This window comes from Pedococcus sp. NPDC057267, from assembly GCF_042668795.1.
In the GTDB taxonomy this organism is placed as follows: Bacteria; Actinomycetota; Actinomycetes; order Actinomycetales; family Dermatophilaceae; genus Pedococcus.
On the sequence record NZ_JBHUYG010000081.1, the window covers coordinates 1 to 20913 of the forward strand.

General features: G+C 67.6%; 21 protein-coding genes and 1 tRNA gene. 13 read left to right on the forward strand and 9 right to left on the reverse strand.

The features are described from left to right. Nucleotides 1-117: 117 nt before the first annotated feature. Entirely contained in the window at nt 118-1371 is a 1254-nt protein-coding gene (locus ACFUC1_RS15690; protein ID WP_379121398.1) for an aromatic acid exporter family protein, read from the reverse strand. 106 nt (nt 1372-1477) lie between these two features. Between ACFUC1_RS15690 and ACFUC1_RS15695 the strand changes: the two genes are divergently transcribed. Together ACFUC1_RS15695 and ACFUC1_RS15700 are read left to right on the forward strand one after the other, a co-directional pair. After that, nucleotides 1478-2293 carry a PAS and ANTAR domain-containing protein gene (locus ACFUC1_RS15695; protein WP_379121400.1) on the forward strand — a complete coding sequence of 272 codons (816 nt, stop codon included), beginning with the start codon at nt 1478-1480 and terminating at the stop codon, nt 2291-2293. Nucleotides 2294-2743: 450 nt separating this feature from the next. Next, on the forward strand, nt 2744-3871 hold the full coding sequence (locus tag ACFUC1_RS15700) for a hypothetical protein (RefSeq protein ID WP_379121402.1): 1128 nt from the start codon (nt 2744-2746) through the stop codon (nt 3869-3871). 353 nt (nt 3872-4224) lie between these two features. Here ACFUC1_RS15700 and ACFUC1_RS15705 read toward each other — a convergent pair whose 3' ends face one another. Beyond that, nucleotides 4225-5406, reverse strand: coding sequence for an IS110 family transposase (locus tag ACFUC1_RS15705; RefSeq protein ID WP_379121404.1), 1182 nt, complete (start codon nt 5404-5406; stop codon nt 4225-4227). Between the two features lie 1031 nt (nt 5407-6437). Here ACFUC1_RS15705 and ACFUC1_RS15710 point away from each other — a divergent pair. The 3 genes from ACFUC1_RS15710 (at nt 6438) to ACFUC1_RS15720 (ending at nt 9323) form a co-directional block, all read left to right on the forward strand. Then, nucleotides 6438-6935, forward strand: coding sequence for a SigE family RNA polymerase sigma factor (locus tag ACFUC1_RS15710; RefSeq protein WP_379121405.1), 498 nt, complete (start codon nt 6438-6440; stop codon nt 6933-6935). Further along, the gene (locus tag ACFUC1_RS15715; RefSeq protein WP_379121407.1) at nt 6928-7617 is read left to right on the forward strand and encodes a hypothetical protein; all 690 of its coding nucleotides are present in this window, start codon (nt 6928-6930) and stop codon (nt 7615-7617) included. Before ACFUC1_RS15710 ends, ACFUC1_RS15715 begins: the two co-directional genes overlap by 8 nt. A 509-nt stretch (nt 7618-8126) precedes the next feature. Next, nucleotides 8127-9323, forward strand: a complete 1197-nt coding sequence (locus ACFUC1_RS15720) for a DUF4238 domain-containing protein (protein WP_379121409.1) — start codon at nt 8127-8129, stop codon at nt 9321-9323. Nucleotides 9324-9508: 185 nt separating this feature from the next. On the opposite strand, the gene ACFUC1_RS15725 is transcribed toward ACFUC1_RS15720, so the two are convergent. The 3 genes from ACFUC1_RS15725 to ACFUC1_RS15735 form a co-directional block, all read right to left on the reverse strand. Further along, nucleotides 9509-10102, reverse strand: a complete 594-nt coding sequence (locus ACFUC1_RS15725; RefSeq protein WP_379121411.1) for a hypothetical protein — start codon at nt 10100-10102, stop codon at nt 9509-9511. After that, nucleotides 10099-11679, reverse strand: coding sequence for an RNA-directed DNA polymerase (locus ACFUC1_RS15730; protein WP_379121413.1), 1581 nt, complete (start codon nt 11677-11679; stop codon nt 10099-10101). Before ACFUC1_RS15730 ends, ACFUC1_RS15725 begins: the two co-directional genes overlap by 4 nt. A 118-nt stretch (nt 11680-11797) precedes the next feature. Beyond that, complete coding sequence (locus ACFUC1_RS15735) at nt 11798-12238, reverse strand: NUDIX hydrolase (protein ID WP_379121415.1); 441 nt, start codon at nt 12236-12238, stop codon at nt 11798-11800. Between the two features lie 41 nt (nt 12239-12279). Here ACFUC1_RS15735 and ACFUC1_RS15740 point away from each other — a divergent pair, with 41 nt between their 5' ends. From ACFUC1_RS15740 to xerC, 7 genes are all read left to right on the forward strand, one after another. Next, nucleotides 12280-13071, forward strand: coding sequence for a GntR family transcriptional regulator (locus ACFUC1_RS15740; RefSeq protein WP_379121417.1), 792 nt, complete (start codon nt 12280-12282; stop codon nt 13069-13071). An 81-nt stretch (nt 13072-13152) separates the two neighbouring features. Next, the gene (locus tag ACFUC1_RS15745) at nt 13153-13551 is read left to right on the forward strand and encodes a hypothetical protein (protein WP_379121419.1); all 399 of its coding nucleotides are present in this window, start codon (nt 13153-13155) and stop codon (nt 13549-13551) included. Then, on the forward strand, nt 13551-13820 hold the full coding sequence (locus tag ACFUC1_RS15750) for a hypothetical protein (protein ID WP_379121421.1): 270 nt from the start codon (nt 13551-13553) through the stop codon (nt 13818-13820). Before ACFUC1_RS15745 ends, ACFUC1_RS15750 begins: the two co-directional genes overlap by 1 nt. Then, entirely contained in the window at nt 13820-15355 is a 1536-nt protein-coding gene (locus ACFUC1_RS15755) for an FtsK/SpoIIIE domain-containing protein (protein ID WP_379121423.1), read from the forward strand. The genes ACFUC1_RS15750 and ACFUC1_RS15755 overlap by 1 nt, the downstream gene beginning before the upstream one ends. After that, on the forward strand, nt 15352-17001 hold the full coding sequence (locus ACFUC1_RS15760) for a replication initiator (RefSeq protein WP_379121425.1): 1650 nt from the start codon (nt 15352-15354) through the stop codon (nt 16999-17001). Before ACFUC1_RS15755 ends, ACFUC1_RS15760 begins: the two co-directional genes overlap by 4 nt. Beyond that, nucleotides 17001-17192 carry a helix-turn-helix transcriptional regulator gene (locus ACFUC1_RS15765; protein WP_379121437.1) on the forward strand — a complete coding sequence of 64 codons (192 nt, stop codon included), beginning with the start codon at nt 17001-17003 and terminating at the stop codon, nt 17190-17192. Before ACFUC1_RS15760 ends, ACFUC1_RS15765 begins: the two co-directional genes overlap by 1 nt. Further along, entirely contained in the window at nt 17189-18358 is a 1170-nt protein-coding gene (xerC, locus tag ACFUC1_RS15770) for a tyrosine recombinase XerC (protein WP_379121427.1), read from the forward strand. The genes ACFUC1_RS15765 and xerC overlap by 4 nt, the downstream gene beginning before the upstream one ends. A 64-nt stretch (nt 18359-18422) precedes the next feature. Here the strand turns inward: xerC and ACFUC1_RS15775 are convergent. Together ACFUC1_RS15775 and ACFUC1_RS15780 are read right to left on the reverse strand one after the other, a co-directional pair. Then, nucleotides 18423-18495 (reverse strand) — tRNA-Lys (locus ACFUC1_RS15775). A gap of 714 nt (nt 18496-19209) precedes the next feature. Continuing rightward, on the reverse strand, nt 19210-19599 hold the full coding sequence (locus tag ACFUC1_RS15780; RefSeq protein ID WP_379121429.1) for a restriction endonuclease: 390 nt from the start codon (nt 19597-19599) through the stop codon (nt 19210-19212). A gap of 23 nt (nt 19600-19622) precedes the next feature. On the opposite strand from ACFUC1_RS15780, the gene ACFUC1_RS15785 reads away from it, so the two are divergent. Further along, nucleotides 19623-20054, forward strand: a complete 432-nt coding sequence (locus tag ACFUC1_RS15785; RefSeq protein ID WP_379121431.1) for a hypothetical protein — start codon at nt 19623-19625, stop codon at nt 20052-20054. Here the strand turns inward: ACFUC1_RS15785 and ACFUC1_RS15790 are convergent, their stop codons facing one another. Both ACFUC1_RS15790 and ACFUC1_RS15795 read right to left on the reverse strand, forming a co-directional pair. Next, nucleotides 20055-20285 (reverse strand): integrase core domain-containing protein, encoded by a 231-nt coding sequence (locus ACFUC1_RS15790; protein ID WP_379121433.1) that lies wholly within the window; start codon nt 20283-20285, stop codon nt 20055-20057. Nucleotides 20286-20349: 64 nt separating this feature from the next. Next, nucleotides 20350-20913, reverse strand: a 564-nt coding sequence (locus ACFUC1_RS15795; RefSeq protein ID WP_379121435.1) for an IS30 family transposase, incomplete at its 5' end; no start/stop codon positions are given.

The window sequence follows — 20913 nt, forward strand, 5'->3', positions numbered from 1 at the left end:
GACCTCCGGTTTTGCGGTGACGGAACTAGACACCCATCACTTCGCCCGGAGGTCCTCCCTCATGTCAACAAGGTCCGTGGTCAATACAGCTAGGCCGCCGTCCACGGCACCGCGTCCTCACTGGCCCTGGACCCGACGGCGCAGCCCGTCCTTGGGGATGCGGATCGGCCCGCTGTCGGTGGGCACGACCGCCTCGTCGGTGTGCAGCTCGAGCTCGCGCGCCAGCCGGCGCGCGTCCAGCAGCAGTGCGCCGTATGCCGGCCACGCCTTGGGGTCGTCCAGCCGCGTGTCGCGCACCTGGTCGCCCAGGCGGTCGAGGATGGTCACCGCCTCACGCAGCTCCCCCCGCACCGTCTGGCGCTCCTCGTCCTCGGCGATGCCGAAGTGGTGGACGGCCGCGCCCACGTGGTCGAGCGCCTCGGCATACGCCTCGAGGAACTCCTGGCTCGGGGCGGGTAGTGACTCGCTCTCGTCCGCGGCGTCGACGAGGGTGCGGGCGATGCCCGAGACCTGCCACTGCGTGCGCCGGACGGCCTCGACGGCAGCGGCGTATCCGGACCAGTCCACGCTGAGCCCCTGCAGGTTGTCGCGCGGGTTGAAGCGGGTGCTCTCCCGGCCGGTCTCGATCTCGGCGTGCACCTGCGGCGCGAGGCGGATGATCTCGGTGCTGGTGTCGTACCAGCCGCGTGCCTCGTCGGCGTCCCAGCCCTCCCGCAGGCCGCCGGCGATCGCCGCCAGCAGCTCGCTCACGCGGGTCGTCAGGCTCATGATCTGCTCGCGCGGCTCCCGCAGGTGCAGCGGCGGCAGCACGATGGCGTTCGTCAGGACACCGATGACGCCGCCGGCGATGGTCTCGACCACCGTGAGGTAGGTGAAGTCGACGTTGGTGCCCCCCACGGTCAGCAGCGACAGCAGCACCATCGTGGGCACCTGGATGCCGTGGTCGCCGAGCCGTCGCCAGCGCGCGATGAGCAGCGCGAGGTAGATGACCGGCAGCATCGACCACCAGTGCACCCCCAGCGTCGACCCGACCAGCCAGGCGGTGAGCATGCCGACCACGACCGCCGCCACGCGCTGGGCGCTCGCGCCGATGGAGCGCACCATCGTCCGGTCGACGACCAGCAGGGCGGCCATCGGGGCGTAGAACGCCTGGTGGCTGCCGAGGACGCGTTCGGCGAACTGCCACGCGACGACGGTGGCGAGGGCCGCCTTGGCCATGAGCAGTGCGGCATCCCGTTGGGGGCCGGCGGTCCGCACCGCGGTCGACGCCGCGTCCCACCACCCCCGGACGACGTCGACCAGCACGCGCCCCGCCTTCGCGGGCGCGCCTTCCCGTTCCCCCTTCGTGCCCCCCGGCTCAAAGGTGTCCATCGAGGCGACGATAGGACTCCGGGCGCGGGCTCGCCACGTGCCCGCACCCGGCTGGGAGATGTGGGGGCTCTCGTCCCTGTCGGGGTGTTTGCGCAGGTAGGGTGGGGTGGACGAAGCACTTCCCGCGACGATCGGACGCCTGGACATGATCACGGAGGACCCGGTCTCGCCCCCCGACCCCGTCTCCCGCTCCACCCCCGTCAACCCCTCGCCGCTGGACGCGGACGGGGTCGCCGCCGGGCCCGAGGGCGTCGACCCGTTCCTCGGTGCCGTCCCCGAGGCCGAGCAGGTGCTCGTCGCGGTGGCGGCGGGTGTCCCGGAGACCATGGCGCGCTTCTCCTACGACGTGCGCGCCAACCGGTGGTGGTGGTCGAAGGAGATGTTCGAGCTGCACGGCCTCAGCCCCGATGACGCGGAGCCCACCACGGAGCTGCTGCTGGCGCACAAGCACCCCGAGGACCGCACCCGCACCGAGGGGACCCTCAGCGGGGCGCTCGCGACCGGCGAGCCGTTCTGCTGCCGGCACCGCGTCATCGACGCCGGGGGCGGTGTCCGCCACGTGCTCTCGATCGGCATCGGCGTCTTCGACGAGGACCGGCGGATCGTCGCGGTCAACGGCTACTTCGTCGACCTCACCGACTTCGTCGACCACCCCCAGCCGTTCGGCGGGCTCACCGTGCTGGAGCCCACCGCGTTCAACGCGGTGGTGGAGCACGCCAAGGGCGTCCTCGTCGCGGCATACCGGCTCACCCCTGACGCCGCACTCGAGCTGTTGTGGTGGTCGGCGCGTCAGCGTGGGGTGACGCTGACGGAGCTGTCCGCCGCGCTGGTCGAGGACTTCACGCTCGCCCCGACCAACGAGCTGAGTGCTGCAGCGCGGGCGGACCGTCTCCTCGGCCTCCAACCGGACCCGGCGGGCTGACGTCCTTCCTTTCGGCGTCCTGAGCGCGGGCGCGTCAGGCTCGCTCGCCTGTCTTCGCCCTGTGCGGGTCGTCGTGGACCACGCCTTTCGTCGGCGTTTTGCCCACGACGCCCCAGTGGTCGACCGCATACTGAGGAGGCGGCGGCGAGGCGTTGCACCACTGTGGTGGTGTGCGGCAGCTCCGTCGACGAGGGCGTCGAGCTGGACTGGCCGGGTTCGGGCGTCGACGTGCGCTGCCAACCGGCCGGGGCCCTCGGGCGTGAACAGGATGTGATGGTGACGGGCGCCGACGCCGGCAGGTCAGTGAGCCGCAGGGTGGCCCTGGCTGCCGGGGCTGCTGGGGTGCTCGCAGCGGTCGGCGGATGCCAGGTCGGCGGTCGGCCGGCTGGCGGAGCGGCCTCTCCTGCGCCGTCGGAGTCCGTCAGCACGGCCACGGGTGGAAGCCACGCTGTGGCGCTGCAACCCATCACGACGCCGACGGCACCACCGACGACGTCGCAGTCGACACCGGACGGCAGCCTGGACCCGGTCGGGGCCCAGCCGCACCAGCCATCAGCGCGGGCGCTGCGCCCTGGCGAGGTGCCGCCCCAGTTCGTCGTGGTGTCGTTCGACGGGGCCGGTGAGACGGCAGCGGGCCTCTTCTCGCGCTTCCGATCCCTGGCCCACGAGCTCGACGCGTCCATGACGTTCTTCCTCTCCGGGCTCTACTTCCTGCCGCAGTCGAGGCGCATGCTCTACCACCCGCCGCAGCACCCGGTCGGGTCCTCGGCGATCGGGTTCCTGTCGGACCGCTCGGTGCACTCCACCATCGACCAGGTCCGGCGGGCGTGGCTGGACGGGCACGAGATCGGCACCCACTTCAACGGCCACTTCTGCGGGCCCACAGGGGTTGCGCGCTGGTCCAGCCGCGACTGGGACTCCGAGCTGGAGCAAGCCGTCCAGTTCGTCTCGAGGTGGCGGACCACCACCGGTTTCGCCGACCTGGCCCCGCTGCCCTTCGACTACGAGGCAGAGCTCATCGGGGGCCGGACGCCGTGCCTCGAGGGGCAGGCCGCCCTCCTGCGGGCGGACCGCGTGCGGGCGTGGAGGTACGACACCTCCGGCACGGGACAACAGGTGTGGCCGACGCGGTTCGCCAATCGGCTGTGGAACATCCCCATGCAGCTCATCCCGTTCCCCGGACACCGGTTCGAGGTGCTGTCGATGGACTACAACATGATGTACAACCAGTCGCGCACACCCCAGGGGGATGCCAGCAAGCGCCCCACGTGGCGCGCCGAGGCGAGGGATGCGTACCTCGCGGGGTTCGACCGCGCCTACCGGTCGAACCGGGCCCCCCTCATCATCGGCAACCACTTCGAGCACTGGAACGGTGGCATCTACATGGAGGCCCTCGTCGACGCCGTCCGGGTCATGGCCACCCGGCCCGGGGTCCGGTTCGTGTCCTTCCGCCAGCTCGTCGACTGGCTCGAGGCCCAGAGTCCGGCGGTGCTGCGCCGGCTGCAGGCGCTGCCCGTTGGCGCGGCACCCCAGGGCGGCTGGACGTCATACCTGGCCGGAACGGCGACCGCCCACTGAGCAGCGCCAGCCGGTAGCTGGGGCTGGTCCCGGGGTCGTTTGGCTGCCGTGCCCGCTGGTCATCGGGCGAACTCGCACTCGTTTGTGGATCCATCGGCTGCGACTGGGTTTCGGTGGGCCTGTGTGGCTTCGGTGGGCCAGTGGCTTCGGTGGGCCTGTGTGGCTTCGGTGGGCCCCGTGGGGCTCGAACCCACAACCTACGGAGTGCTGTTCGTGCGTGTGGCTCCCCTTTCGCAAGGGCGGATTCGAGCACGATCCAGTCGTCGCTGACTGTCGCGAGTCGTTGTCGCCCTCTCTGCATGTGTGCCCGGATGTGTGCCCGAGCGGACGTCCGCTCATGGCACCCCTTTAGGTCAAGACACCGCGGGGACCAGGGTTCTACGCTTGCTGGTGGCGGGTCCGGGAAGTGGCTTGTCCGAAGAGCCGGTGTTGGGCTGTGAGCCGGTCGCGCTGGAATCAGAGTCGTTGCCCAGTTGCCCTCCCGGGCCCGTCGCCGAGGCATGGTCGCGTCGGTTCTGGTCGGCGAGCATGCGGGCGTACACGACGTTGGATAGACGACGTTTGAGGGTACGCATCGCCATCATCGAGGGTGTGCCGCCGGCTTTGCGGGCGTCGTAGAACTCCCTTCCTGGGGTGGGGTTGCGCAGCTGGACGACGGCCATGATGTGCAGCGTCCGGTTGATTCGGCGGTTCCCGGCCCGGGACAGCCGGTGTCGCTGTTGGGCGCCGGAGGAGGCGTCCAGGGGTGCGGTGCCGTTCCAGGAGGCGAACCGGTCCTTGTCGCGGAAGCGGTGGATGTCGCCGACATCGGCGAGCAGCCTGGCCGCGCCGGTGGGCCCGATTCCGGTCAGCTCCATCAGCGTCGAGCCGCGCTCGGTGACCAGTGCGGCCAGATCTTTCTCGGCCGTCTTGATCCTGCGGTCGATGGCCTCGAGTTCGTTGACCAGCTCGACCGCGAGCCGGCGCCTGGTCTTGCCGACCAGATCCCGTGGCTTGGTGGTCGCGAGCAGCGCCCGGGCCTGTGGTGCGGACAGAAACCGGTTGGCGCCACCGGGAAACAGCTCCAGCAGCAGCCGGTGCAGCCGGTTGATCGTCTGGGTGCGGCCCCGGCCGAGCTCGTCGCGCCGGTCGACCAGCAGCCCCATCACCACCAGGTCGTCGTCCACCACCACCCTTCGCAGGCCGGGGTCGGCCGGGGCATACAGGGCGGCCAGGGCAACCGAGCGGGCGTCGACCGGGTCGGTCTTGCGGCCGTTGCCGGTGGCGAACACCCGGACCTGTGCCGACAGCTTCGGCGGCACGTCGAGGACGACCTCACCGTCGTGGACCAGCCGGTGCGCGATGTGCTTGCCGATGCCGTTGCAGCCCTCGACCGCCCAGACCCGCTCGGGGTGCCGGCGGCCGGCGGCCAGCAGGTCGGTGTAGCCGGCCTTGTCCGTGCCGAACCGCCCAACCGCCAACCGTCGCCCGCTCTGGTCGATGACCTCGATCGTGGCCGAGCGCTTGTGCGGGTCCATCCCGATGATGACGCCCATGCTCTCCTCCTTCACTGGCCGTGATGTGAAGCGGGGAGGGCATTGCTACTTCGAGCCGAACAAACCCCTTTCGAGCCTCTCCTCGCGCGGTGCCCGACGAGGACGCATGCCATGAGAGAGCCACACCAATGACACCGGTGGGCAGCCGCATTGTGAGAGCGCCTCGCCGAGCACCTGGACCGAGTCTGGCCAGACACCGATCCTGCGACCAGTCTCTAAGTAGCCGCAGACCGGCCTAGGAACGTGGGCCATGCTCATGCCCGTGCGGACGTTCCGAGCGATCGCTGTCCATGAAGACAGGAGGCGCTGTGGGAGGGACAGTCGGCGGAGTGGTCTCCGGCCACCCCTCGACGTGACGGTCGACGCGCCACTCCGGAGGCGTCTGAGCGAGTCGGCGATCCCCACGCCATCACCGTACGCGGATGGGGGTGCGCTGAGCCCGCTTTGGGGGGCGAATGCTGGGTCATACTCGACCTGTGTCGACTTGTCCGCACCTGTCCGAAAACGTGGCTTGGACTTGCAGCGAGATGCCCGTGTGGCGGCGTGCGCTACGGCTCCTGCCCCCGCTGGCCGGATTGGTTCTCGACGCGGCGACGGCCGGTGGGGGTACACCGCTGCGTCTTGAGCCTGTTGACCCCGAGTTCGGTTCGGATCCACAGGCTGTGCTGGGCAGGGTCTCCGTGCGAGGCCTGGGAGCTGGGATGCCGGCCTCTTACCGAGGTCCTCAGGTTGTGACCATCTACCAGTCGAGGGCGACGATCCAACCCGGCCAAACCGAGTTCGAGCTGCCCCTTGCCAGGTTGACTGTGCGAAGCGCCAAACCTGTGGGTGTCCGGTGGACGCGGCGGAAGGATATGGATGCGCGCTGGGCGATCCGTGCAGTGGGCCCACAGGTCGACTTGACCTTTCGCGGTAGCTGGCTGCTGCTGGCACATCTCGGAACACTCGGTGGGTGGAGCGAGCCCGCCTGACTCAACCTTTCGGGTCCGTGTTGCGTGCATAGTGTGCCGACACAAGGTGGGGGAGAGGGAATGACTCGACGAGACGACGCTGCGTTCTCGGACTTCGTCCGAGCCTCGTCGCCGCAGTTGCTGCGTATAGCGTGGCTGCTCTGCGGCTCCCGCGCGGCTGCCGAGGACTTGGTGCAAGGCTCCCTAGAGCGGGTGTACGTGGTGTGGCCTCGCATCCAGCACGAGGCAGCTCTGTCCTACACCCGCCGGGTCATGGTGAACCTTCACATCGATACCGGTCGGCGCCGCAAGAGGGAGCACCTCACCGGTGACGTTCCTGATTTGGTGAGCCCCGACGAGACCGGCAACGTCGTCTTGGCAGACCATCTGCAGCGGGCGCTGAAGTCCCTGCCGACCCGGGAACGGCAATGCGTGGTGCTGCGGTTCCATGCCGACTTGTCTGAAGCGGACGTCGCCGAGCTCCTGAGGATCTCGACGGGGACCGTGAAGTCCTCGACCTCGAGGGGTCTGGCCAAGCTGCGCAACGCACTCGTCTTGGAAGGAGAGCACCATGTCTGACCCGATTCTGCAGCTCCTTGCAGAGCCTCCCGCACCTCCGATGGCGGTGGACGAGTACTCCATCCGTCAGGGCGGCCGACGCCGGGTCCAGCGTCGCCGGTTCGTTCGGATCGCTGGCTGCTACGCGGTAGCGGTCGTGATCGGGGTGGTGGTCTGGACAGGCGCCGCGCACAGCGTGATCCAGTCCGCCCAGGTGGTTGCCGCACAGCGTTCCGCGGTTTCGCCACTTGATGCAAAGGTCTATGACGTGGCTCTGTCGCCGAGTGCGGTGGCTATGACGCTGCCTGACGGGGCGAAGGTATGGGTGGATCCGGGAAAGCTGTCAACGAAGAGTCAGATGCGGATGGCTGCACGCAACGCCTCGAAGGTTGCTCTGGGCGTGGGTAGCAAGGCGACGGAGCCAGTGGGGGAGCCGTATTTCGTTCCCATGGACTGGAGCCGCACCCTCGTGTCGGATCGACTGCTCATCTGGGGTGTCGACCTGGAGGGAACGGTCGACTTCAAACCTGACCTGCACGACGGGGCGCGCGTGGTGTCCACGACCAGCGCCTTAATTCCCGGCACGCACAGCATCGTCTATGTCCTCGACGTTCGGTCCGCCAGCGGTGGGGCTCCGGCCTCCGTTGACGCGGTGACCGGGCTGTCCATGCGGGCGCTTGGGACGGGCACCACTAGTCACTGAGGGGAGAGTTCCCCACTCGGCGTCCGTCGGCACCCGGTGCTCGTTAGCCGGCGGACTCAGGCGGCGGCCATAGCGGAGCAAGGTGGCCGGGCGCAGTGGGTGGGTCAAGGGTGGCCGAAGGCAATCACGAAGTGACGCGTAGCGCCCTTGATGCACCCCCGAAGCCGGGCCGATGCTCTGCGGCGGGGCGCTGCCGGGAGCGACTTACGATGTCCGGATCGCGGACCGCTGTTTGGGTAGAGGCTTCTTGAGTCGCAGAACCTGTGCCCCACAGTCTGGGGCATCAAAGGGACGGTCGGGACCCGGTCGGTGGACGGGGTGCGGTGGGGTGCGCGTAGGGCGCGAAGCGCCCGGAGCGCGGGGCCCCATCGCGGGCCCCCGGCCTCAGCGGCGCGAAGCGCCGCCTTGATCATCCAGAGGGCAATCCAGCAACGCGCCAGATCGGATGCTGGACCGCCTTCTGACCATGCGCCCCGAGCATGTCTGCCTGCTGTACTACCGTGACGAGCATGGGGGGCGACACGGTCAAGGAGACAGGGGGGTTCCCGTCCCGCCATGCCCGGGAGCGACACGCTCGCGCCCTTGGCCGAGCGTTCAAGGACGCCATGTCGGGCGCGGATGCCGATGAGCAAGATGCTCTGGATTGGCTCGGCACCATTGACCCCAGCAGCCATGTCGGTTCTCGGCACCACGTCGTTCCGCGATTCCTGCTGGATAGGTGGGCGGTCAAGGGCCAAGTCCGAACTTATAGCCGGCTGGACGGGTCGTTCTCGCCGCGCAGCGTGAGCGACTTGGCCGTCAAGGACTTCTACACGTTCTTAAATAAGGCGAAGGTCCCCGATTCTTCATTCGAGACGCTTCTGGGGCGGATCGAATCGGACGCTGCTGCAGCTCTTGGTCGCCTGGTCTCACCCTTCACTAACGGTGACTTGTCCCCCGAGGACATCATCCACTTGGCACACCTTGCCGCTTTTCAGCTCGTGCGAACCCCGCGGCGGCGCCGCGAGTTGGAGTTGCACACCGAGTGGTATGCGAAAACCATCGCACGCGGGGTCGTCCCGGATGCTCAGCTGAGGCGCCTGTCCATAGAGCCGCACCAAAACGACACACTGCGCACCTCCATGACCGCCGCTCAGCACCTGTTGCCGTACTTGCTGTGCCGCCCTCTATGCCTGATCGTGCTCGACAGGCCCAGGCTGCTGACAGGAGACGAACCAGTCATCGTGAACACCGGCCCCGACGATGGGACGCACCATCCGGACTGCTTCCTGACGGACGCACAGGTGCGGGCAAGAGAAGCGAAGGAACGTCGCAAGAAGCAACGCCTACGCCGAGACGTGGGGAGGGCTGTGCACTTCCGACCGACGAGGTCGTCTGGGGTTGGCGTGGCTCTCGAAATCGTCCTCCCGGTAAGCCCTCGGGCAGCCCTATGGTGGGGGCCACTGCTCGATGCCCCGTTTGTGGGACCCGTGCAGCGCGAACGCCTAGACGAGGCCGAGTCTGCGCGATTCGCTGAGTTAGCCAATGACGCCATCTCAAGTCAGGCGCTGGACTGGGTTATCTCCTCCTTGGATGATTCGGCCTTTCTCCGCCGGTCTTTTCCTGCCTTGGAGCCGGTTATGCGAGTGTGTGACGGGGACAACGCTGCCGCCCTCGCGGTAAATGCCGTCCCGGTGCGATTTCGCCCAGTTCGGTTGCGACGCTAAACGCGCCGAATGCTCCAATGTGCATCGGTCTTGCGCCCTTGTTATTGGTCGCATATATAGGGCCAATTGCGGATCGGGGAGTAGTCGCGAAAGTCAGTGTTACCAGTCATTGACTGGCCCTTCGCGCAAGAGGTCTCAGGCAGTCGGCCGCACCACCAAGGCTCCCATGTGGCGGGACCGAGCGTTTATTGCGGAGACGTCGGTCTCGTTGCAGCGTCGATCTGACGAATGATCTCCCGGCATGCCTTGGCGGCGGCAGTTAGATCCCTCTCCTCGAGAAGCAGCCTATCGTTCACTACGGAAATTCCCGTGCGGTTGATCTTTGTCATCGTTGCGGATCGCCCCCTCCGCTGCCGTCGGGTGAGGGACCCAAGCCCGTGGGCGACTGCATTCCTGGCCTCTGAGAGGCCCTCCAGAGGGAGCCAGTCCGGCGTGATCGAGTGCCACTTCTTGAAGGCCTCGCGCTGTGCCTCCCAAGTCTTTGTGGCGTCTATGGCCGCCTGCTCCCATACCTTCGTTCGTACCGGATCGGCCGCCGGGTTGATCGCTTGCTCAGTGTGATCGATCAGCCGATCAGCGCAAAACGACTCTGTGATGGAGACCAACCGTAAGAGGGTGGCTTGTCGCTGCACTTGCAGCGGGTCGCTGCCGGCGACGGCGAGACGTCGGCCCGTCCTGGGTGTCTTGTGGTTGAGAATGGCCTGTTGGTGCATGCCGAGCGTCTGAAACAGCAGCCGGGTGGCCTCTTCAGCCCTCGAACTGAGTACCAATGCGGTCATGCTTGAGCCGCATCTATCAGGATCTGATCGACTCGGTCTTCCCTATTGGATTGGGCGGCGGCCCCGTCCAACGTGGCCAAGCCCCAGAACATCAGCGGGCGCCAGGAAGGCCCTACTCGGTCGAGCTCTGCGGCGATCACTTCTGCTTGCGGCAAACCCAAGCGTCCAATCGCTGCTGCCGCAGTTGCCGCAAGGGCGGGGGGCCCTTCGTGAACACAGTCAGCCAACCAAGCGTAATGAGCGTGATCGCTCTTCACCGCGTCCACGCCGCCTGCGGCCTCCGCGAGCCACATCTTCTGCCAGGTGCTGAAGTTGCTCTCACTGGACAGGGAATCCAATTGCCGACGAATGGCAGTTCTGGCACGCGGCCCGGTTTCCGCAAGTGCCACTATGTAGCGAGCCGCCTGAGGGGTAAGGGCTGGCTCATATCGCAGAACGGCAGACAGCTGCAGGAGTGGTTCTCGATCCCCAGCCGCGCCAAGGATGGGCAGCGCGCGGCTCAGCAGGGACTCTGTGATGGCCGCCTGTTGGCTTGATTGCACGTCGTCGGACTCGTCTTCATCAAGCCAGATTTCCCATGCTCGCCGAGCGGCGCGGACCTGACTCTCATTGACTGGCTCGTCGCTGCTTTCGGCCGCGTCCCCTTCCTGAATGGCGTCAGCCTCAGCGATCTCTTCGATTCGGGACGCCCCAAGTCCTGCAGAGTCATCGAGAGTGTCATCGTCCTCGTCGCTGTAATCACTTTCGAAGAACAGCCGAAGTCCATCGAGTTCCGCGTCGTGCTCGAACAGCCGGCCCTCGGCATCTTCAAATGCCGTCAAAGAAGCCTTGTAGTTCTTTGCCGTGTACGTATAGGTCTTACTCTCGTTCAGGACGAGGCCAAGGACTCGGACTTCCGCCGCGCACGCCTCCAAGGCGTTACGCGCGGCAGCAAGCGACGAGGTAGCGATGCGAAAGTCGTCGGAGAATGTGTACACATCGTGACCCGCCCTCCGCAGGCGCCGGCGGGCGGGGTCAATATAAGTATCGCCGAGAATATCGCTGGCCTTATGAACCTGAGGGAGACCGACGCGCCGCCCCATGATGCGTTCGAGAAGGTCCATCAGGGCGTCTATGGCGACGAGTTCACCTGTCTGCGCCAATAGTTCGTCGTGTAGAAGGTCGTGGTCTATGAACTCGTAATAGGAGGAAACGTCGGTTTTGCTTACGTAGCGCACGCCTGGCGATTCAAGAGGAGCGGTTCTGAAAGTGGATATAGGGGGGCGCCGAACCAGATGTTCCGGCAGGGAATTCGCTATCAGCGTCACGAGTGCTCGATACAGGACCCGGTCATGGAGTGACAACTCGCTGATGGGTCGCGTGCCCTTCCGATTCTTGTCAACAAAGAGAATCGATGCAGGCGGCCCGGGCCGTTCGCGCCGGTACTGACCCCGCAGCCACGTAGCGATGGCGGGCGCCTGGCCGACGAGCGCTGACCGGTCCCAACGCCGGGGCATCAGGCGATTCGTCGTGGCGAGCTCCGCTCTGGTCGCGCGCTCGAGATCCAACCTCTGTAGCAACGTTTCGCTGATGGCCATGACGTCGAATCTTGCCAGCGTGGAAGGGCGCCTGCCGTCTTTTGCCGGATAGGGGGTAGTCCTGGACGCGTCGCGTGATGCCTTGCGCGCTACTCGTAGACCGAAAATGCAGAAACGTCTAGGTCAGGAGATCGATGCCGTCGTGAGTGCGCGTTGCTGGGGAGGCTGTCTCGGAAAGCGCATCGTTAACCCGGGCAGCGTAGGCGGGGAGCATGAGGCTGCGCACAGCGTCCAGCGCGTGCCACGCCACTGCGGACGCTTCAGGGGTGTGTGCAGAGGGCTCTGTGATGGCTTGGCATCGGTACACCAAGGCCACGATGCCCCTAGCCAAATTCTTGTAGACCCCGGTCAGGGCTTGGACGTCGACCTCTACTCCGGTCTCCTCACGGATCTCGCGTCTTAGGCCGTCTTCGATGGTTTCCTCGAGTTCAAGAACGCCGCCCGGAGGCTCCCAACGGCCGTTGTCCCGGCGTTTGATGAGCAGCACGTGGGAGCGGTCCGCGTCGAGGATCACTCCAGCGACACTTACCGAGTGGAGGGGGATTGCGGTCGGCTCCATCTGCCACAGTGTAGGTACTACGGATGACTGGAGGAGTTGTGATGAGCGCCGAAAGCGTCCGGCCGATGACGCCGGTGGACAAGGCAAGTGACCGCCCTGCGTTCAAGCAGATTGCCGACGACCTCCGACGCCAGATCGACTCCGGCGCGCGCTCGGCTGGGGACAGAATTCCGTCAGAGACGCAGCTCATGGCCACCTATGTCGTGGCGCGAATGACTGTCCGTCAGGCCCTGGCGGTGCTGAAGGCGGAGGGCTTGCTGGTTGCCGAGCACGGCCGCGGAGTTTTCGTGCGAGACAGGCCTGTCGTGCGTCGCGTCGCTTCAGACCGATTCTCCCGTCACCACCGTGAGCAGGGGCAGGCTGCCTTCATTGCCGAGGCCGAGGGGGTGGGTGCCCCCAGTGTCGACCAGCTTGAAGTGGGCTACGAGAAGCCCACCAGCGAGGTCCGGGGGTGTCTCCGACTGGCCGGTCGGGAGCGGGTGCTCGCTCGCCGCCGTCGCTACCTGCTCGACGGGCAGCCGGTGGAGCTGGCGGCGTCTTACGTGCCAGCGGCTCTGGCCAAGGGGACGGCGATCGAGGAACGCCATACCGGCCCCGGGGGCCTTTACGCGCGATTGGAGGAGTCCGGGCACGTATTGGGCGAGTTCACCGAGGAAGTCACAGCCCGCATGCCCACCCCTGAGGAGCGGCAGCGGCTCCTCCTCCCGGAGGGGACACCTGTGCTGACAGTGCGCCGGATCGCCTTCGACACCCGTGGGGTGCCAGTCGAGATGACCGACACCATCAAGGCGGCGCCGAACTACGTCCTGGAGTATCGCTTCCCTGCCAAATAGGGAGGAGCCTTGCTTCTCCTCTAGAGGAGTGCTTCACTCGCTAGCAGAGCGACACTGCTCTAGACGACTGAAGGAGTATCGATGACGGCATATGCAGTGGACAGCAAGCGTCAGGGGATGCGCAGCACGGGCATCGTCGAGGAGATCTTCGAGTGGGTGGAGCGTGACGGGAAGCGCCGCCCCTCGGATGTGCAGGCGCGGGACGAGGACTCGGGGATGCCGTTGTGGTCGGTGGAGGTGATCTATAAGCAGCAGTCCTGGGGGCGGGTGTCGTCGGTGACCAACCGCGTCAGCGTGGGTATGCCGCAGCGTCCGGTGCTGGGGGAGTTCGACTCGGTCGAGTTCGTGGACCTGCGCGCCGAGGTCCGAGTGAACCAGGCTGGTGGGCTCGTCGAGTCGTGGACGGCGGACCGCATCGCGGACGGCAAGCCTGCCGCCCAGGCCTCCGGCCAGTCGTCCGGTTCGGGTAAGGCTGCGTGATGCTGGGCGCGGCCGAGCTGCGGCTCGACGAGATCGCCCAACGGCTCGGCGTGACCACGGACGCCGGGATCGTCGAGACGCTGTCGCCGGTCGCGCGACGGCTGGATGCGGTGGTCAACCTGCTGATGGACGTCCGCAACGACTTGGCCGGGGCCGTGCCGCACGCCGACGCCACCCTCGCCGTCGCTGCCGGGCACCTCGCCGACGCCGTTGAGTACGTGGCGAACACGGCCCGCGCGGCTGAGGAGCACCGGCGGGGTGAGTGGTGATGCGCCCCACCGACCTGATCCGCTCGGCCGCATCGTGGGTGTGGGAGGCGGGGCGTGAGGCGTGGTGGGTGGCGCGCTGCCTGCCACGCCTCGTCCTCCTGGTGCTCACCGTCGCTGTCGTGGCGCTGGTGACGGGTCACACGCTGACCGGGTCCGCGTCCGGGCTCGGCCTTGGTCTGCTGCTCACGTGGCCGCGCCTGTCATACGCCACTTGGCTCGACGTCACCGACCGAGCCACCGCTCGACGGCACCGCCGCAACTGGATCACCAACGCCGCGGCGGTGGGCCTGTCCGTCCACGTGCCTGGGACGACCAATGGTCAGCGGCGGGTTCCGAGGCTGCTCCGGCGGGGAACGACCTGCCGTGACGGCGTGGCGCAGCTGCGGTTCCGGCTCGCGGCGGGACAGACGGTGGACGACGTCGACCGCGCCGCCCCCGCCCTGGCCGCGTTGCTGGCCGGGCACTCGGTCCGGGTCGCCCCGGACGGGCCCACGCGCGCGGTGGTCACGCTCGCGCTGCGGGACCTGCTCGCCCACCCGACGGACACCCCGCACCCGCGCGACACCCTTGTCGAGGGTCGGCATCCGTTGGGGGTGGTGCCGCTGGGGCGGACCCTGACCGGGGAGGCGTGGACGGTTGACGCACGCGCCCACACCCTCGTCGCTGGGATGACCGGTGCGGGAAAGGCGTCGGTCATGTGGTCCCTGCTCGTCGGGATTGCGCCCGCAGTCCGGGCGGGACTGGTGCGCCTGGTCGGAGTGGACCTGAAAGCAGGGATGGAGCTCACCCACGCCCGGGGCATGTTCTCAGCGGTCGCAACCACACCGGAGCAGGCGGTGGCCATCCTCGAGCGGGAAGCCGACTTGCTCGCCCAGCGGGCCGACGCCATGGCCGGGGTCGAACGTTCCCACACCCCGACCGTGGACCAGCCGTGCGTTCTGGTTGTAGTCGATGAGCTGGCGGCCCTGACGTCGTACATCAGCGACCCGATGCTCCGCCGTCGCGCCGACACCGCCCTACGGCTCCTGCTCACTCAGGGCAGGGCCCCGGGAGTCAGCGTGTGGGCGTGGGTGCAGGACCCCCGCAAGGACACGGTTCCGATGCGGAACCTGTTCCCTCAGATGGTCGGGCTCCGGTTGAAGGACGCGTTCGAGACCGAGATGGTTCTCGGCGAAGCCGCGACCAAGACCGCCCCGTGCCACCGGATCGACCCGCGCCACCCGGGAACGGGGTACGCCATCACCGAGGACGGCACCGCCACCAAGGTCCGCGCCCACTACGCCAGCGACCACCTCATCCACGAGGTCGCCGCCGACTACCCCACCCCGCACCGACTCCCCGCCGTCTCCCTCGCACCTGCACCTGATCCGCTCGCCGGCTACCGCGCCACCTCACCGGCGGCATCAACTGCGCCCCAGGAGCGGACGAAGCGACGAGAGCCGTCCTCGTCGACGGATTCGCGGCCGAGGAAGCCGCGCAAGCCCCGAACGCCCCGGACCAGCAGCCGCCAGCCGGTGGGAGGTGACGCGGCATGAGCGTCCTGCACCTCGACGGCAGCCTCATCACCCGCGACGTCGACGGGGTGACCGCGGACATGGCCGCCACCGCCGCCGAAGCCGTCGGGGTCTGCGTCCGCCCGCTGCTGCGCACCGTGACCGACCGCGCCACCGGATCCACGGTCGCTGTCCCGATCGCCTGCGGGTCCACCCGGGCCAGCGTGTGCCCATCGTGCGCGGACAAGGCGCGCCGGCTGCGAATGCACCAGTGCCGCGAAGGCTGGCACCTCACCGACGACCCCCTCCCACCCCAACCCGACCACGGAGACGAGGGGGACATCGACGGGGACACCGAGGGGGACACGGACATGTCCCCAGACGAGGAGGCGGATCGCCGGGTGCGGTCGACCCGCCGCCGCGACGACGTCCCCGACCTGCCCACCGTCGCCGCCGAGCACTGCTCCGTCGGTCGCACGTTCACCGACGAGCGGACCGGGCGGACCTTCCGGCCTTCGATGTTCATCACCGGCACCCTCGGCTCCTACGGCCTCGTCCGCCCGTATGAGGGTGTCCCGCGGCACCCGGCCCGGTACGACTACCGCCGGGCCGCCCTGGACGCGCTGATGTTCCCCAAGCTGGTCGACCGCACCATCCAGAACCTGCGCCGCTGCGCCGGGTACAAGGTCCAGTACTTCGGCGCCGTAGAAGCCCAACGCCGGCTCGCACCGCACCTGCACCTCGCCATCCGCGGCACCATCCCCCGCGCGGTGGTGCGGCAGGTGTTCGCCGCCACCTACGTCAGCGTCTGGTGGCCACCCATCGACCGCGTCGTGTACTCCGAGACCGACCCCGACCACTGGCCCCTGTGGACCGGCGAGGAGGCCGGGTACGTCGACCCGCACACCGGCGAACCCCTGCCGTCGTGGGAGCAGGCCCTCGACCAGCTCGACACCCAGGGCGACGACGGCACCCCGTTCCACACCATGGGGTGGGGCACGCAGGTCGATATCAAAGGCCTGATCGGCGGCACCCCCGACTCCGACCGGGCGGTGCGGTACCTGTGCAAGTACCTCACCAAGTCCATCGCCGAGACCTACGCCACCACCCCTGACAGCCTCGACCACGCCGACCAGCAAGCCCGAGACCGGGCGGCGAGGTATGAGGCGCACATCGACCACCTCCACGACCACACCCGAGTCCTGCCCTGCTCCCCGGCCTGCGCGAACTGGCTCCGCTACGGCATCCAACCCAAGAACCCCACCCCCGGACTGCACCCCGGCCACTGCGCCGCCAAGGCCCACGACCGCGAATGCCTGGGCGTGGGCGGCCGCCGCGCCTTGGTCTCCCGCCACTGGACCGGCAAAACCCTCAGCGAACACAAGGCCGACCGCGCCACCGTCGTCCGCCAGGTCCTGCAAGATGCCGGCATCGAACCCCCCGACGCGGACCGCCTCGCCGCCGACGTCCTGCACGACGACGGCAAACCTCGGTTCGTCTGGGAAGACACCCGACCCGACAAACGCGACTACGTCGCCATCATCGCCACCTCCATGCGCCAAGCACGCCAATGGCGCACCCAGTACGACGAGGCGAAAGTGCTTGTCAGCCGGGCGAAGTCGCCGCCTGAAGGACCTGTGGATAGTCGTTCGGCAATGGAAAGGGGAGCGGGCTCATGGGCAAGCTGATGCTGGCAGAGGACAGACTGTGGACTGTTCATGACGTGTCGTACTACCTGGGCGTGCCGGTCCAGACGCTGTACTCCTGGCGAGGGCAAGGACGTGGGCCGGATGCGCGGCTCGTAGGTCGCAGGCTTCGCTACCGACCTGAGGACGTGAGGGCCTGGGTCGCCGCTCTACCAGCGGAGGTGGCGGTGTGAGACGCCTGGGGTTGGGTGAACACGGGGACGTCGTCTACGGCACCCGTAAAGGCCGGCCACTGGCAATGGTCTACTACCGCGATTTCACCGGAATTCGGCGCAGGGTGAAGGCCAGCGGACGGTCGAAGGCGGAGGCGCGCCGCGAAGTCCTGAACGCCGTTGAGCGAGCCCTCGCGCAGGGGCGGGACGGCGAGTTCAGTGCGCGGTCGACCTTGGCCGAGGGTGCGGAGGCATGGCTGGCCTACTTCGAGGGGCTGGTGGAGCGCGGGACTCGTTCCCCCACGACGCTCGATCTGTATCGCCTGACCGTCGAGAAGCACATCGTTCCCGGCGTGGGCGCGCTGAGGCTGGGTGAGGTGTCGACGGCGCGTCTGGACCGCTTCCTCCAAAAGATGCTGCGCGAGCGTGGTTATGCGACCGCGAAGGTGGCCCGGACCGTGCTCTCAGGAATCTGCGGGTGGTTGGTGCGGCAGGACGGTCTGCCATCCAATCCTGTGCGCGATGTGAGCCGCCTCGAGTCGGATCGCGACCGAACGCCGCGGGCCCTCACGGTGGCCGAGGTGCACGAGTGGCTGGCCATGTTGGACGCCAGCGCTGACGCGCGCCACAAGGACCTGCCCGAGCTCGCCCGCTTCATCCTGGCGACTGGGCTGCGGCTCGGAGAAGCGCTCGGCGTTCGCTGGTCGGACGTGGACCTCGATCGCGGCATCCTGAGCGTCGAGCGAACCGTCATACGGGTCCGTGGGCAAGGGCTGCGCGCGTCTCGACTCAAGTCCCGGACGTCCTACCGGGTGCTCGTGCTGCCGGGCTGGTGCGTGACCATGCTCAAGGCCCGACGGGTACGTCTCGGCGCCTTCGACGGCCCGGTGTTCCCCGACGCGCGCGGCGGTTACCGCGACCGGAACAACGTGGGCCGGGCCTTCAGGGAGGCGAGGGCGGGCACGGGCTTCGACTGGGTGAAGCCTCACACCTACCGCAAGACCGTGGCGACGATCCTCGACAGCAGCGGCGCGTCGGCCCGCATGATCGCCGACCAGCTGGGACATTCCCGGATCTCAATGACCCAGGACGTCTACATGGGGCGCAGGGCCGTCGACCCGGCCGCCGCATCTGCCCTTGGTGATCTGGCGGCTCTGCCTCAGACCGAGGATGACCAGGACACATGAATCCCCGCATGTGTGCCCAGTCCACCAATGGGTCGGACCCGCAGGCCTGTGACCTGCGGTTGTGTGGGCCCCGTGGGGCTCGAACCCACAACCTACGGATTAAAAGTCCGCAGCTCTGCCAATTGAGCTAGAGGCCCGGGAGGTCGGAGGTTTAGTCGGGAGAACCCTCGGGATAACTCCCGTGTGATTCGTCCCCTCCTGACCGCGAGAAAACCCTACCCGGTGGGACCCTCCGGGCCGCCCTCTGTGGTCGGTAGGTGCTCATGTTCGCCACTGTGTGGCGACGGTTGGTCTGGCGCAACCAGCCGGACGCACCATTCGGCTGTTGCTTCGCGTCGCCATCTCTCCCCTTCAGTCACACAGGTCGCATCGTCGTGTGGCTGGTAATACCGTGAAGCATCGGGGGCACGTGGGCGTGATGGTCCTAGGGTCGGCTCCGGGTGGGCGTAGTTCGCGACTCCGCGCCTTCGATGGCCCCACCCGCGGTGAGTTCTTACGTGACCCGCCCAGCCGAGCCAGCGCTGCCTCCGCGCGCCGGCGCTTCTTCGCGTAGGGAGCTCCATCCGGGACGGTCGCGCCAAGGGGCGGTAATCCTTGGCTCTCGAGCTCCTTGCGCACTAGGCGGACGAGTGACTCGTCCGCGATGCAAGTCCGACAGCGGACGCGACCGGGGGTCTCGACGGGCTTGGAACAGATGCGACATGGACGAGGACCCCGATCCGGACCGATGTCACGGATGTCGCGGCCCGGTGCCGTCGCCTTCTCCGATGAGCCGCGCCGTCGAAGGCGAACCTCTGCCGGTGAGATGCCGCCGCTGTGCAGCCGGACCTTGCTGCGCTTGCCCCAGGCGGTCATGCCATGTCCTCGAAGAAGTCCTCGTCAAGCTTGAACAGGACCGCCTCGTGTTCGACCTGGACGCCAACGCCGTAGTGGACGAGCAGCTGAGCGAGACGGCGCCCGTCGATCAGCTCGATCCGGGCGTTGATCTTCTCGGCCTCGTCCCGTGCGCCAGAGGTGAACCGACAAGTGGTGATGAACACGCCATGATCGCCCTGCTTGCCCAGGAGGGCGCCAGCGAAGTTGTGGATCTTCGGTCGGTCGATGACCTGGTCCACTGCGTAGCGCTTGGCCTGCACGTAGATCCGGTCGAGCCCCAACGGGTCTTGGCTGATGATGCCGTCGACGCCGGCGTCGCCGGTGGCGCTGGTCCGCTCGACGGTGCCGGCCTGTCCGTATCCCATCGGCCACCCCAGAGGAGGAAGCAATGACGACGGAACATGACCAGCCGGAAGGCGACAGCACACCCAGTGGACCGTTCTGGACGGCCCTGCGCGTCGTCGCCGGCGACCTTCCCCCCCCCGGAGACACCACCCGTTTCGCGGACCCCACCGTGCTCATCGCAGGAGGCATCGACAAACGCGTGATCCTGCAGGACCAGCTCTGGGTCGATCGCGAAGCCCACGCCCACCGGCTCACCGACATGACGGCCGAACACCGGCAACAGGTGCGCGACCTGCTGGCCCGGGTCGCGGACGACTGGCTGGCCGATGCGGTGGCTTGGGAGTTCATCGGCGCGATTCACGGCGCCATCCGACCGGCCGAGGCCGCAGAACGCATGACGACTCTGGACGCGCTCACGCCCGGCTGGACCCAGCAGGAGCCTGACCCGGTTTCCCGGACGGTTTTGGTGTGGTGATCATGCCGCTGTCAGCGTGACGGTGTGAAGGGCTTCGAACTCGTGCGGGGATAGGTTGCCCAGGCTGGTGTGGCGGCGGCGGGGGTTGTACCAGCCTTCGATCCACTCGAAGATCGCCGAGGCGAGTTGCACTCGCGTTGACCATGACTGGCGGTCGAGGAGCTCGCGTTGCATGGTCGACCAGAACGACTCGATCAGCGCATTGTCGACGCTGGAGGCGACCCGGCCCATGGAGCCCAGTAGCCCGGCCTGGCGCAGCCTGTGGCCGAATACCCATGACGTGTAGGTACCGGGTTCAACCAGTCGATGCAACACCGGCTTGTTGGAGCAAGAGTAGATGCTCGTTGAATGCCTCGGCCGGGGTCTTCCATCCGAGGGTCTTGCGCGGTCTGGTGTTGAGCGCGTGTGCGACTGCTTCGATCTCCTCGGCGGACCAGCGCGAAAGGTCGGTGCCCTTCGGGAAGTACTGGCGTAGCAGCCCGTTGGTGTTCTCGTTCGTGCCGCGCTGCCAGGGCGACTGTGGGTCGGCGAAGAACACCGGGATCCCGGTCTCGACCTTGAACTGGGCGTGGGCCGACATCTCCTTGCCCCGGTCCCACGTCAGCGATCGCGTCAACTGCTCCGGCAGAGTCGACATGGTGTTCGCGAGGGCGTTCTTCATGGTGATTGCGCCATAGCCGGCCAGGGCGGGGCCGTTCTTCACGGCTCCCTTGTGTCGCCAGCCTTCCTCGCGTGGCAGGTGCACGAGCATGGTGAACCTCGTCGTGCGCTCCACGACGGTGCCGATCGCCGAGCGCTCCAGGCCGATGAGCAGGTCACCTTCCCAGTGGCCGGGAACGGCGCGGTCCTCGGCTTCGGC